Source organism: Mesorhizobium sp. M1406 (assembly GCF_040317555.1).
Taxonomy (GTDB): Bacteria; Pseudomonadota; Alphaproteobacteria; order Rhizobiales; family Rhizobiaceae; genus Mesorhizobium.
This window is the reverse complement of the sequence record NZ_JAMYKW010000001.1, coordinates 19,843-32,468: the sequence shown is the minus strand read 5'-3', so window position 1 is coordinate 32,468 and position 12,626 is coordinate 19,843. Positions and strand designations below refer to the sequence as shown.

11 protein-coding genes are annotated in these 12,626 nt (G+C 63.3%); 5 read left to right on the top strand and 6 right to left on the bottom strand.

Features of this window, described 5'->3' with window-relative positions; genetic code table 11:
• Positions 1-93 precede the first annotated feature (93 nt).
• The gene (locus NKH03_RS00135) at positions 94-489 is read right to left on the bottom strand and encodes an AGROH133_08824 family phage infection protein (RefSeq protein WP_109664413.1); all 396 of its coding nucleotides are present in this window, start codon (positions 487-489) and stop codon (positions 94-96) included.
• A gap of 93 nt (positions 490-582) precedes the next feature.
• Positions 583-1,278 (bottom strand): aspartate/glutamate racemase family protein, encoded by a 696-nt coding sequence (locus tag NKH03_RS00130; RefSeq protein ID WP_352966620.1) that lies wholly within the window; start codon positions 1,276-1,278, stop codon positions 583-585.
• A 76-nt stretch (positions 1,279-1,354) separates the two neighbouring features.
• Between NKH03_RS00130 and NKH03_RS00125 the strand changes: the two genes are divergently transcribed.
• Together NKH03_RS00125 and NKH03_RS00120 are read left to right on the top strand one after the other, a co-directional pair.
• A complete protein-coding gene (locus tag NKH03_RS00125) occupies positions 1,355-1,591 on the top strand; it encodes a type II toxin-antitoxin system Phd/YefM family antitoxin (RefSeq protein ID WP_352966966.1) in 237 nt (78 codons plus the stop codon).
• On the top strand, positions 1,588-2,043 hold the full coding sequence (locus NKH03_RS00120) for a type II toxin-antitoxin system VapC family toxin (protein ID WP_352966618.1): 456 nt from the start codon (positions 1,588-1,590) through the stop codon (positions 2,041-2,043). Before NKH03_RS00125 ends, NKH03_RS00120 begins: the two co-directional genes overlap by 4 nt.
• Before the next feature lie 10 nt (positions 2,044-2,053).
• Here the strand turns inward: NKH03_RS00120 and NKH03_RS00115 are convergent, their stop codons facing one another.
• Positions 2,054-4,237 (bottom strand): primosomal protein N', encoded by a 2,184-nt coding sequence (locus tag NKH03_RS00115; RefSeq protein ID WP_352966617.1) that lies wholly within the window; start codon positions 4,235-4,237, stop codon positions 2,054-2,056.
• Positions 4,238-4,327: 90 nt separating this feature from the next.
• On the opposite strand from NKH03_RS00115, the gene fsa reads away from it, so the two are divergent.
• On the top strand, positions 4,328-4,984 hold the full coding sequence (fsa, locus tag NKH03_RS00110) for a fructose-6-phosphate aldolase (protein WP_352865039.1): 657 nt from the start codon (positions 4,328-4,330) through the stop codon (positions 4,982-4,984).
• A gap of 74 nt (positions 4,985-5,058) precedes the next feature.
• Here fsa and NKH03_RS00105 read toward each other — a convergent pair whose 3' ends face one another.
• From NKH03_RS00105 to leuS, 3 genes are all read right to left on the bottom strand, one after another.
• Positions 5,059-7,764 (bottom strand): DNA translocase FtsK, encoded by a 2,706-nt coding sequence (locus NKH03_RS00105; RefSeq protein WP_352966614.1) that lies wholly within the window; start codon positions 7,762-7,764, stop codon positions 5,059-5,061.
• 222 nt (positions 7,765-7,986) lie between these two features.
• Positions 7,987-8,565 (bottom strand): LPS assembly lipoprotein LptE, encoded by a 579-nt coding sequence (locus NKH03_RS00100; protein ID WP_352966613.1) that lies wholly within the window; start codon positions 8,563-8,565, stop codon positions 7,987-7,989.
• Positions 8,552-11,176: a leucine--tRNA ligase gene (leuS, locus tag NKH03_RS00095; RefSeq protein WP_352966611.1), complete on the bottom strand. Its 2,625-nt coding sequence runs from the start codon at positions 11,174-11,176 to the stop codon at positions 8,552-8,554. The genes NKH03_RS00100 and leuS overlap by 14 nt, the downstream gene beginning before the upstream one ends.
• A 155-nt stretch (positions 11,177-11,331) precedes the next feature.
• On the opposite strand from leuS, the gene NKH03_RS00090 reads away from it, so the two are divergent.
• Both NKH03_RS00090 and NKH03_RS00085 read left to right on the top strand, forming a co-directional pair.
• Complete coding sequence (locus NKH03_RS00090; RefSeq protein WP_352966610.1) at positions 11,332-11,994, top strand: YggS family pyridoxal phosphate-dependent enzyme; 663 nt, start codon at positions 11,332-11,334, stop codon at positions 11,992-11,994.
• Between the two features lie 105 nt (positions 11,995-12,099).
• A complete protein-coding gene (locus tag NKH03_RS00085) occupies positions 12,100-12,519 on the top strand; it encodes a hypothetical protein (protein ID WP_352966609.1) in 420 nt (139 codons plus the stop codon).
• Positions 12,520-12,626 lie beyond the last annotated feature (107 nt).

Here is a 12,626-nt window from a genome sequence, read left to right as displayed (position 1 = left end):
TAAGACCGCAATGCGTCGTTCCGCATGGTTTTCAGGCACTATTGTCGCATCCGGCGAAAGTCACCCGTCTTCCATCGCGGAATACCCAACGATTCAAGGCAGAAAGCCGAAGGCAAAGGCGAGCGGCAACGCCGCCAGCACCAATTCCACCACGATGGAAACCCAATTGAAAGGCGTGTTGGCGCCATCCGACATCATCGACAGCAGCCGGCCAAAGGCGGTGAACAGCCAGGAGAAGCCGAGCGCCATGTAGATCAGCGGCTGCGCCAGCAGGATACAGCACAGGCCGACACCCAGATAGAAGCCCGACATCCTGCCGCGCCCCTCGGCGATCGCCGCCGCCTTCTCGGGCTTGACCTGCAAGCGCAGGGCACGGAAGGCGAGGCTGGGTGCCAGAAAGAACAAAAGCCCGAGCAACACGGTGACGACGGCGCTCGACCATGCCAGCCATTCGCCCTGGCTCGTCGGCCACGGAAGCGCAAAATCCATCTTGTCCCCTCGAATGCCTGTTTTGAAATTCCGGGCATTCTAGCGAAGGAAAGAAACGACGCCAGATGGAGTCCGGCAATTTGCGGAAGCCTGTCAGCCCAGCGCGAATTCGACCGCCGCCTCGGCATGGATGCGCGTCGTGTCGAAGACCGGAATGTCGAAATCCTGCTGGCCGATCAGCATGGTGATCTCGGTGCAGCCCATGATGACGCTGTCGGCGGCCTCGTCGCGGCGCAGGCGCTCCGTCTCGGCGATATAGGCCGCCTTGGAGGCTTCGGTGACGATACCCTGGCACAATTCCTCGTAGATGACGCGATGGATCATGTCGCGCCCGGTCGAATCGGGCACGACGGGGCTCAAGCCAAATTTGTCGGCGAGCCGGCCCTTGTAGAAATCCTGCTCCATGGTGAACCGCGTCGCCAGCAGTGCCGGGCGCTGCATGCCGGCGCGCTTGACGGCAATCGCCGTGGCGTCGGCGATGTGGATCAGCGGGATCGACACCGACGCCTGCACCTGGTCGGCCAGTTTGTGCATGGTATTGGTGCACAGAAGCAAGCCTTCCGCGCCGCCCGCCTCGAGCTTGCGCGCCGCTTCGACGAGAAGCACGCCGGCGCCGTCCCAGTCGCCATGATGCTGCCGCTCGGCGATCTCGGCGAAGTCGAACGACCAGAGCAGCAGTTTCGCCGAATGCAGGCCGCCGAGGCGCTCGCGCACGATCTCGTTGAGCAGGCGATAGTAGATGGCGGTCGATTCCCAGCTCATGCCGCCCAGAAGGCCAAGGGTTTTCATGATTGGCTGTTCCTTTGCATGTACAGTGCCTATATTATGACCACATGAGACCACAAGGAGCGCCGCTGTGAAAATCATGCAGGTTCGGGAAGCCAAGGCGGGGTTCTCGGCACTCGTCGAAGCCGCCGAAAACGGCGAGCCAACCATCATCACGAAACACGGCAAGCCGACTGCCATGGTCGTGCCGATTGATGAGGGGCGGAAGCTTTACCCTCAGAGCAGCCAAAAAAAATTCGTCGACTTCCTGCTTCAGTATCCCGGAGGCATCGAGCTTGAGCGGAATGAATCGCCATCGCGGGACGTCGAATTTTGAGCGGCTACCTGCTTGATACATCTTTTCTCTCGGCCTTCGCACCCGATCGTAGCCCGCTTCCCTCCCACGTTCAGAAGTGGGTTGCCGAACAGCGGGAACGTGGCACTTGGCATATGTCATCGATCGTTGTTTTGGAGGTGGAAAGAGGCATTGCGAAACTGACGCGGTCAGGTGGGCTTGCAAAGGCGGAACGCCTGAGTCTCTGGTTCGAAAGCTTGGTCATCGAATTCGATCAACGCATCATCCCGGTCGATGCAGCCGTCGCGCGGGAAGCCGGACGGCTGGAAGACGCCACTATCGCGCGTGGCTTCAGTCCGGGCTTGGCAGATATCCTGATCGCAGCGTCTGCTCGTTTAAACGATCTTTCCGTGCTGACGGCCAACATCCGGCATTTTGCCGTTCTCGATGTGCCCTGCCTGAACCCATTCACCGAGAGCGGCTCGGCAGCGTAACCCTTCAATTTTACAAAAAGCTCTGCGGGTCGATGTCGACTTGCACCCTGACCGAGCCGCGCTGCTTCGGCCCGTTGGCCAGCATCGCGCGAATAAACCCTTGCATGTCGGCGCGCCGCTCGCCCTGAATCAGCAGGCGGAAACGGTGACGGCCACCGAGCAAGGACAGCGGTGCTTCCGCCGGCCCCAGCACGAACAGATCGGTCGCCTCCGGCGCGGCGCGGCGCAGGCCGCGTGCATGACCCTCGGCTTCCGCCCGCGTCACCGCGCTGACGATGACGCCGGCGAGCCGGCCGAAAGGCGGCAGGGCGGCCCGCTCGCGCTCGGCGATCTCGCGCTCGTAAAACGCCTCGGCGTCGCCGGAGACGATCGCCCGCATCACCGGATGCTCGGGCTGGAAGGTCTGCAGCAGGCCAAGGCTCTTCTTGCCGGTGCGGCCGGCGCGGCCGGTCACCTGACTGAGCAGCTGGAAGGTGCGCTCGGCGGCGCGCGGATCGCCATTGGCAAGGCCGAGATCGGCATCGACGACGCCCACCAGCGTCATGTTGGGGAAATTGTGGCCCTTGGCGACGAGCTGCGTGCCGATGACGATGTCGGCCTCGCCATTGGCGATCGCTTCCAGCTCCAGCCGCAGCCGCCGCACACCGCCCATCAGGTCGGACGACAGCACGATGGTGCGCGCGTCGGGAAAATGCGCGACGACCTCTTCGGCGATGCGCTCGACACCTGGCCCGCAGGCGACCAGATGATCCAGTGTCCCGCATTCAGGGCAGGCTTCGGGGCGGCGCTCATTGTGCCCGCAATGATGGCAGACGAGCTGGCCGCGAAACCGGTGCTCGACCAGCCAGGCCGAGCAGACCGGGCAGCCGAAGCGATGGCCGCAGACCCGGCACAGCGTCAGCGGGGCATAGCCGCGCCGGTTGAGGAACAGCAGCGACTGCTCCTTCCTCTCCAGCGTCTGGCGCATCTGGTCGAGCAGCACCGGTGACAGGAAGCCGCCGCGCGCCGGGGGCGCCCGGCGCATATCGACTGCCTTGAGATGGGGAAGCGCCGCCTCGGCGAAACGGGCAGAGAGGACGGCTCTGTTGTATTTGCCTTGGCTCGCATTGACGCGGCTTTCAACCGATGGCGTCGCCGATGCCAGCACCACCGGAAAACTGCCGATATGACCGCGCACCACTGCCATGTCGCGCGCATTGTAGAAAACACGGTCTTCCTGCTTGTAGGCAGGGTCGTGCTCCTCGTCGACGACGATCAGGCCGAGCTCCTTGAACGGCAGGAACAGCGCCGAGCGCGCGCCGGCGACGACCCGCACGCCGCCTTCCGCCACTTGCCGCCAGACTTTTTCGCGCATCCTGGGCGGCAGGTCGGAATGCCATTCGCCCGGCTTGGCACCGAAGCGCTGCTGGAAGCGCTCGAGAAAGGCATGCGTCAGCGCGATTTCCGGCAGCAGGATCAACACCTGCTTGCCCTGGTCGAGCGCGGCCGCCACCGCCTCGAAATAAACCTCCGTCTTGCCCGATCCGGTGACGCCGTCGAGCAGCGCGACGTTGAACACGCCGGCTGCGACATTGGAGCGCAGCATCAGCGCGGCGTCGCGCTGGTCCGGCATCAATTCCGGTATGGCGTAGCTGGAATCGGGTGCCGCCACGACCGGGCGCGGCGGGATCATCACCGTCTCGAACACGCCTTGCGCCCTCAGGCCGTCGATCACCGTCGACGACACGCCGGCAGCATGGGCGAGGCCGGACCGCGTCCAGGCCAGCCCGCCTTCAGCCGTCTCCAGCACACGCTCTCGGGCAGCCGTCATCCGATCGGGTGCGAGAAGCGTGCGCTGCAGCCCCTCGATCCATGGTTCGGGATCGAATGCTTCGGGTGCCCTGAGCAGCATGCGCGCCACCATGCCCGGTGGCGACAGCGTGTACTGCGCCACCCAGTCGACGAAGCGGCGCATCGCGCGATCGATCGGCGGGCAGTCGAAGACCTGTTCGATGGGGCGCAGCTTTTTCGCGTCGACCTTCTCGACGGCGCCATCCCAGACGATGCCGGCGACCTGGCGAGGGCCGAGCGGCACGCGCACGATCGAGCCCGGCACCACGCGCATGCCGGCGGGCACGGCATAGGTGTAGGGGCGTTCGGCGGGCATCGGCACCAGCACCGGTGCGGCCGCGACAAAGGGCGAATCTTCGATCATGAGGCGTGACCTTGCCCTGACTTTGGTCTAGATCAAAGGCCGACCCCGAATGTGCATGGCATGCACATAAAAATCTTCAGGAGACCCGCCATGAAATTTTTTGTCGACACCGCCGACATCAAGGATATCCGTGAGCTGAACGATCTGGGACTGCTCGACGGCGTCACCACCAACCCGTCGCTGATACTCAAATCGGGCGGCAAGATCGCCGACGTCACCAGGCAGATCTGCGATATCATCGAGGGTCCGGTCTCGGCGGAGGTCGTGGCGACCGAATTCAAGGACATGATGGCGGAGGCCGAGGTGCTGGCCAAGATCGCGCCCAATGTCTGCATCAAGGTACCGTTGACGCTCGACGGACTGAAGGCCTGCAAGACGATCCGCACCCAGATGAACCGTATGGTCAACGTCACGCTGTGCTTTTCGGCCAACCAGGCGCTGCTGGCGGCCAAGGCCGGCGCGTCGTTCATCTCGCCCTTCGTCGGCCGCGTCGATGACACCGGCTCGGACGGTATGGAGCTGATCCAGGAAATCCGGCAGATCTACGACAATTACGATTTCCAGACCGAGATCCTCGTCGCTTCGGTTCGCACCGTGAACCATATCAAGCAGGCCGCCCTGATCGGCGCCGATGTCGTTACCGCGCCGCCGGCGACCCTGAAGGCGCTGGTCAACCATCCGCTGACCGACAAGGGCCTCGCCGCTTTCCTCGCCGACTGGGCAAAGACCGGCCAGAAGATCGGCTGAGGTCACACCGTTTTCAACAACAAAAAGGCCGGGCAACCGGCCTTTTTTCATATGCGCTTCAAACGACCTGCCTATCAATCCGTGCCATCGTCGACAGGCGTGCTCGCCTGCTGGCGCCGGCCCATGATGATTTCGCGTTTGCCGACATGGTTGGGGGCGCCGACCAGCCCTTCCTTTTCCATCCGCTCGACCAGGGATGCGGCGCGGTTGTAGCCGACGCCGAGGCGGCGCTGGATGTACGACGTCGAACACTTCTTGTCGCGCACCACCACCTTGACCGCCTCGTCGTAGATTGCATCACTGTCCTCGGCTGCAACCGATCCCTTGTCGAACACCGCACCTTGGTCGGCTTCGGCTTCTTCCTCATCCTCTTCGGCTGTCACGGTTTCCAGATATTCAGGCCGGCCCTGAGCCTTCAGATGCGCCACGACGTGCTCGACCTCCGCATCTGAAACGAAGGGACCATGCACGCGGGAAATGCGCCCCCCACCCATCATGTGCAGCATGTCGCCCTGGCCGAGCAGCTGTTCGGCGCCCTGCTCGCCAAGGATGGTGCGGCTGTCGATCTTCGATGTTACCTGGAAGGAAATCCGGGTCGGGAAGTTGGCCTTTATCGTACCCGTGATGACGTCGACCGAGGGGCGCTGCGTTGCCATGATCAGGTGAATGCCGGCAGCGCGCGCCATCTGTGCCAGACGCTGGATCGCGCCTTCGATCTCCTTGCCGGCGACCATCATCAGGTCGGCCATCTCGTCGACGATGACGACGATGTACGGCATCGGCGCAAGGTCGATTTCCTGCTGTTCGAAAAGCGGCTCGCCGGTGCCCTTTTCGAAGCCGGTCTGCACGGTCATGACGACCGTCTCGCCCTTGTCGCGGGCAGCCGCCGCGCGCTCATTGTAGCCATCGATGTTGCGCACGCCGAGCCGCGCCATCTTGCGGTAGCGGTCCTCCATCTCGCGCACCGCCCATTTCAGCGCGGTGACGGCTTTTTTGGGATCCGTGACGACGGGCGTCAGAAGATGCGGGATGCCGTCATAGACGGAGAGCTCGAGCATCTTGGGATCGACCATGATCAGCCGGCATTCTTCCGGCTTCAGCCGGTAGAGCAACGACAGGATCATGGTGTTGATGGCAACCGACTTGCCGGAGCCGGTGGTTCCGGCCACGAGCAGGTGAGGCATCTTCGCCAGCTCGGCGATGACAGGCTCACCGCCGATCGTCTTGCCCAGACAAAGCGCCAGCTTGCAGCTGGTCTTGCGGAAGCCCTCCGATTCGATCAGCTCGCGGAAATAGACGGTTTCGCGCGTCTCGTTCGGAAGCTCGATGCCGATGACATTGCGGCCAGGCACGACCGCGACGCGCGCCGAAATCGCCGACATGGAGCGGGCGATGTCATCGGCAAGCCCGATGACCCGGGAGGATTTGACGCCCGGCGCCGGCTCGAACTCATAGAGCGTGACGACCGGGCCGGGGCGAACATGAATGATCTCGCCGCGCACACCGAAATCCTCGAGCACGCTTTCCAGCAAATCGGCGTTCTGCTCGAGCCGCTCCTGCGACATATAGAAGCCTTGTCCCTCCGGTGGCTGTTGCAACAGGTCTTCCGGGGGAAGCTCATAGGGATCGCCCGATTTTGATGGCACAGTTTTGCCGGTCCGAGGCAAGCGTGAAGAAGGACGCGCGGTCGCCACCCTGATAGTGGCGTCTCCACTTGCGAGGGCGGGCACGGGAACGGCATCGCGCGCCGCAGCGGGGATTGCAGCGGGCTGGGCCTTCAGTGACGCGTTGCTCGCTGGCACTTCAGCCTGGGCGAGAGCCTCGTTCGAGGTTGCCGGCCAAACATCCGGCAACGGCTTCGAGGCTTGGCCTGGAAGACATTCGATGACACGAAACAGCGAGGTGGCATCGGTCACTATCGGCGGGCGGATGCCGACCCACGCAGCGGCGACAGGCACCGCGGCGACCGGTGCAGGCGAGGCTGGGCTGGCCTGCCGGGCCTGTGACGAAACATCGACCAGATAGGGTGCCATGGCCTCGAAGAAGGCGTGATCCGAAAGATAGGGCCAGCGCGGCTTTTCGGCAGTGGCCGGTTTGATCGGCGCGCCCGGAGCGGCAATCCCGCGCGCGGAAGCTCGTCCCGTTGCGGCCGTCACCGGCGGCACCGGAGCAACGACGCGCGCGTTCTCCCTGGCGCGCCCCGGGGGAACGAAAGCCGCGGTCGGCGGTGACGGCCTTTGCGCGGCTCCTCGGTCGGCCAGCGGCTGGGAGGCATGGCTTTTCACCGACGCCGGCAATGCCAGGAGCGAGGGCGCGGAGGATGCCTCGTCAACCATGGCTTGCGCGACTGCCTGCTGCTTTGGGAGCGCGTCTGCATTGCCTTGCTCGACAATACGCTCCTGCCGCGGACGATGCTTCTTGGCCTCATAGTCCGGTGTGCGGGTAAAACGCACGTTCGGCGCGAGGAAGAAATATTCTTGCCAGGCAGGACTTTCGATATCGCCGACTTTCGAAGGCGCCTCCTTCGAGCTACCCCTCGGCTCCATATAGGGCCGCTTGTTGCCGCCGAGATCGACCACCGGCGCGGAATAGCCGGCCTGGTGTGTGCCGGGCCGCCGGCCGTCCAGTCCCGTGTGAGCCGGACGATCAAGATTGCCTGCCGCGGCTGAAGACGTTCGCTGCCCGCCCTTGTCGCCGATGCCGTCGTAACGCTTCACCTCGGGATCATCGGGCGATGCTGCCTTCAGTAAATTGACCCGGGAAAAACGCCTGGCTTCCATTCTCAAGACTCACTCTGAAATGTCTGCCGAGCAATAGGGAGCGAGTGGTTAACAGTTGCTTCCCGGATGGATCGGCAACGATCCTTGGGCAGCGAAATCGTCGTGACAAACCTCTGCGGACGACGCCGCCGGATCGTCATTCACAGCGCACGCCGGTGGCGCGATCTGCTCGCTGTGCGTGGGGAGTTTGATGGTGCTTGGGCGCTAGACCGATAAGCCGCGCTAGCCGGCCTTCGCGTGCCTGACCAGATCCTGGGCGATGGACAGTTGCAGCGCTTCGGCCAGTTCGCGCGCGGCGCGATTCTCGGCATCGATCTGCGCGCGGTAAGCGGCGAATTCCTGACGCGGCCTGTCGAACGAAGAGGTGATCGAACGCTTGCCGGATGCGATGACCACACCGGACTTCGCGTCGGACAGCGTATAGTTGCCAGTCAGCGTCACGGAACCGGCGGTCGGTTCGTCCTCGTTGGTTCCCACCTGCACAAGCGCCGCTGATTCGACGGCTTCGGTCACGCCGAGATTGAGCGAATAGGCCGGTGAGGCCGGCTCGGCGGCACCTCGTCCAAACCCGAAAATCAGATTGTTGCGCACCTGCTGGGCATAACGCGAGCCGACCGGCTTGATGGCGATCGAAGCCAGTTCGGCGCTGGCGCTCGCCTGCGAACCCGACAGCGCCGCGCTCGAATAGAGCGGCCGCACCGTGCAGGCCGAGACAAGCGCGAGCGAGCCGACCAGGCCGGCGAACGCGATATGGCGCAGCACACGGCTCAGCCCTGTCTTTTCCTGATCAGGCAACGACATTGACGATCCTCTGCGGCACGATGATCACCTTGCGCGGAGCCTTTCCTTCGAGCGCTTTCTGCACGAAGTCGAGAGCCAATACCGCTTTTTCGACAGCACCTTGGTCCGCGTCGCGGGCAATTGTCAAATCTCCCCGCTTCTTGCCGTTGACCTGCACCGGATAGGTGACTTCGTTGTCGACGACCAGCGCCGGATCGAACACCGGCCACGGCCGTTCGGCAACCAGATCGGTGCCGCCGAGCGTTTCCCAGCACTCCTCGGCCAGATGCGGCATGACCGGTGCGATCAGATGCACGAGAACCTCCACGGCCTGCCGGCAGGCGCCTTTCAGCACCGCTTCGGCCTTGCCTTCGGCCACCTCATTGAGCGGCGTGGTCAGCGCGTTGGCCAGTTCGTAGATACGGGCGATGGCGCGGTTGAAAGCGAGCTTCTCGATATCCTCGCCGACCGCCTTCAGGATCTTGTGCGCGGCCTTGGAAACCACAACGGCCTCGCCGCTGTCAGCCGCCGTTGGCTCGATGCCGGCCAGCGTCTCGGCCGCCGTCGACACCAGGCGCCAGATGCGCTGGATGAAGCGATGCGCGCCGGCGGCGCCTTCGTCGGTCCACTCGACGTCGCGCTCTGGCGGTGAGTCCGACAGCATGAACCAGCGCGCCGTGTCGGCGCCGTAGCCATCGGTGATGTCTTCCGGGCTGACCGTGTTCTTCTTCGACTTCGACATCTTTTCGAGCGGACCGATCGTCGCCGTCTCGCCCGTAGAGATCTCGATGGCGCGGCGCTTGCCGTCGACGTCCTCCAGCCGAACCTCGGTGGGCGCCAGCCAGCGGCCATTCGATGCCGAACCGACGCGGTAGGTCTCGTGCACCACCATGCCTTGCGTAAACAGGCCCTTGAACGGCTCGGCCAGATCGACATGGCCGGTCTCACGCATGGCGCGGGTGAAGAAGCGCGAATAGAGCAGATGCAGGATCGCGTGCTCGATGCCGCCAATATACTGGTCGACAGGCAGCCATTCATTGGCCGCCATGGGATCCGTCGGCTCATGCGCCCAGGGTGCGGTGAAGCGGGCAAAATACCAGGACGAATCGACGAATGTATCCATCGTGTCGGTTTCGCGCCGCGCATCCTTGCCGCAGCGCGGACATTTCACATGGCGCCATGTCGGATGCCGGTCGAGCGGATTGCCCGGCCGGTCGAAATCGACATCGTCGGGCAGCTTGACCGGCAGGTCGGCCTTCGGCACCGGCACCACGCCGCAATCCTCGCAATGGATCATCGGAATCGGGCAGCCCCAGTAGCGCTGGCGCGAAATGCCCCAGTCGCGCAGGCGGAAATTCACCTTGCGCTCGGCCATCGGCCGGTTGCCGATGGTCTTCTGTTCCAGCAGTTTCGCCACCTCGTCGAAAGCCTGATCGGGCTTCATGCCGTCGAGGAAGCGCGAGTTGATCATCACGCCGTCGTCGACATAGGCTTCATCGATGATCTGGAAACTCGCCGGATTCTCGCCCTCCGGCATCACCACCGGGATCACCGGCAGGCCGTATTTGTTGGCGAAGTCGAGGTCGCGCTGGTCACCGGACGGACAACCGAAAATGGCGCCGGTGCCGTATTCCATCAGCACGAAATTGGCGACGTAGACAGGTAGCGTCCATGTGTCGTCAAACGGGTGAACAACCCGGACGCCGGTATCAAAACCCTTCTTCTCAGCCGTCTCCAGCGCCGCCGCGGAGGTGCCCACATGGCTGATATCCTCGATGAACTTGGCCAGCGCCGGATTGCTCTCGGCGGCCTTCTTGGCCAGCGGATGATCGGCGGCGACGGCCATGAAGGAAGCGCCGAAAATGGTGTCGGGCCGTGTCGTATAGACTTCCAGCTCATGCTCGCCACCGGCAGCATCCGCCAGCGGCCAGCGGATCAGCAGGCCTTCCGAGCGGCCGATCCAGTTCTGTTGCATCAGCTTCACTTTTTCCGGCCATTCGTCGAGGCCCTCAAGCGAATCCAGCAGGTCCTGCGCGAAGTCGGTGATCTTGAAGAACCACTGCGTCAGTTCGCGCTGTTCGACCAGCGCGCCCGAGCGCCAGCCGCGTCCGTCGATGACCTGCTCGTTGGCGAGCACGGTCATGTCCTCCGGGTCCCAATTGACCTTGGAGGATTTGCGCGTCACCAGCCCCTTCTCGACGAAATCGAGGAACAACATCTGCTGGCGGTGATAGTAGTCGACGTCGCAGGTGGCGAATTCGCGCGCCCAGTCCAGCGACAGGCCCATGACCTTGAGCTGCTCGCGCATGGTGGCGATGTTCTGGTAGGTCCATTCCTTGGGATGGACCTTGTTCTGCATCGCCGCGTTCTCGGCCGGCATGCCGAAGGCGTCCCAGCCCATCGGGTGCAGCACGTTGAAGCCCTTGGCCCGCTTGTAGCGCGCCACGACGTCGCCCATCGTGTAGTTACGGGTATGGCCGATATGGATGCGCCCCGACGGATAGGGGAACATCTCCAGCACGTAGTATTTCGGGCGCGGATCGTCATTGTGCGCTTCGAACAGCTTCTTGGCGTCCCAGGCCTTCTGCCATTTGGGCTCTGACGCGCGCGGATTGTATCGTTCGGTTGCCATGGGATTATTTTCACTTAAAAGCATGCGCGAACCGCGGGCGACGGCTCGGCAGTTCAGGGAATGTGGTCCGGGTGTTCACCATGGTTTGGCAAACCCGTCAACCATATGGGTATCGCGTCTGACAAAAACGCGGGCCAAAACAGCGGGATTTACATATGGGCGACGCCGTTCAGCGGTTTTTCACGGTCAAGGCCAAGATTGCTGCGGCAGAACACGAGGCTGGCCGCCAAGCTGGCGCGGTGACGCTGGTCGCGGTTTCCAAGACTTTTGACACCGCCGATATACGCCCGGTCATCAAGGCCGGTCAGCGCGTCTTCGGCGAAAACCGGGTGCAGGAAGCGCAAGGCAAATGGCCGGCGCTGAAGGAGGCTTTCCCGGATATCGAACTGCATCTGATCGGTCCGCTGCAATCCAACAAGGCCAAGGAAGCGGTGACGTTGTTCGATGTCATCGAGACGGTCGATCGCGAGAAGATCGCCGCCGAACTGGCCAAGGAGATTGCCAGGCAACGCCTGGCACCAAAACTCTACGTCCAGGTCAACACCGGTTCCGAGCCGCAGAAGGCCGGCATCGAGCCGCGCGAGGCCGTCGCCTTCGTCGCCCGCTGCCGCGATGTGCATGGCCTCGCCATCGAAGGCCTGATGTGCATCCCGCCGGCCGACGAAAATCCCGGTCCGCACTTTGCCCTGCTGGAGAAGCTTGGCCAAGAGGCCGGCGTCGCCAAACTGTCGATGGGCATGTCCGGCGACTACGAGACGGCGATCGCCTTCGGCGCCACCAGCGTCCGGGTCGGTTCGGCGATCTTCGGAGCCAGGTAGCCGCGTCATGGCACCGCATTGCGAAGTCGGTGGCGTTCCCTAATTCCACCAGGGAACCCGAGCGACCATCATGGCCGTTCCTTTGCAATGTCGAAGGAGGCTATCATGAGCAACCAACACACCCACCAAGGGCAGCAGCCCAGTGACCAGCCTCACAACAGGCATCTCTCCGACGGGCTGCATTCAGACGTCTATCTTGCGATGGCCGGGCTTGCCGGATGGTATGCGCTGTCTGCCTGGGTGGGTTTCGGCGGCAGCAGCTACGCCGACTACCTTCTTGTCGTCATGACAGGATTCCTCGTCATCGCGGTGGCGCTGCCGGCGATCGCCGGACATATTCGGCATCGGCGCCAGCTTTGGACACCTTCGAACGTCAGTTTCGAGGATTGGATCGCTGGCGAATTCGATCTCGGCCAGGGCAACCGCGTCACCACCAAGCGAGCGCTGCTTGAAATTCTGCTGCCGCTCGCCGCCGTCGCTTTCGGCATGACCGCTTTCGCGATCGTGGCGCTGCTGGCCGGCTGAACGCCGGCAGGCACTATCGACGCCCGGCCAGATGAGGAATTTTTTGAGCAAGAGCTGGAAACGAAACGTTCCGTTCCTATTTACTCGGATGTTACAGCACTCTCTGG

Excerpts from the sequence above, each read along its gene's own strand:
- NKH03_RS00130 (WP_352966620.1), bottom strand. The coding sequence starts at position 1,278 with ATGAAAACCCTTGGCCTTCTGGGCGGCATGAGCTGGGAATCGACCGCC.
- NKH03_RS00090 (WP_352966610.1), top strand. The coding sequence starts at position 11,332 with ATGGGCGACGCCGTTCAGCGGTTTTTCACGGTCAAGGCCAAGATTGCT.
- NKH03_RS00100 (WP_352966613.1), bottom strand. The coding sequence starts at position 8,565 with ATGTCGTTGCCTGATCAGGAAAAGACAGGGCTGAGCCGTGTGCTGCGC.
- NKH03_RS00125 (WP_352966966.1), top strand. The coding sequence starts at position 1,355 with ATGCAGGTTCGGGAAGCCAAGGCGGGGTTCTCGGCACTCGTCGAAGCC.
- NKH03_RS00115 (WP_352966617.1), bottom strand. The coding sequence starts at position 4,237 with ATGATCGAAGATTCGCCCTTTGTCGCGGCCGCACCGGTGCTGGTGCCG.
- NKH03_RS00085 (WP_352966609.1), top strand. The coding sequence starts at position 12,100 with ATGAGCAACCAACACACCCACCAAGGGCAGCAGCCCAGTGACCAGCCT.
- NKH03_RS00135 (WP_109664413.1), bottom strand. The coding sequence starts at position 489 with ATGGATTTTGCGCTTCCGTGGCCGACGAGCCAGGGCGAATGGCTGGCA.
- NKH03_RS00105 (WP_352966614.1), bottom strand. The coding sequence starts at position 7,764 with ATGGAAGCCAGGCGTTTTTCCCGGGTCAATTTACTGAAGGCAGCATCG.
- leuS (WP_352966611.1), bottom strand. The coding sequence starts at position 11,176 with ATGGCAACCGAACGATACAATCCGCGCGCGTCAGAGCCCAAATGGCAG.
- fsa (WP_352865039.1), top strand. The coding sequence starts at position 4,328 with ATGAAATTTTTTGTCGACACCGCCGACATCAAGGATATCCGTGAGCTG.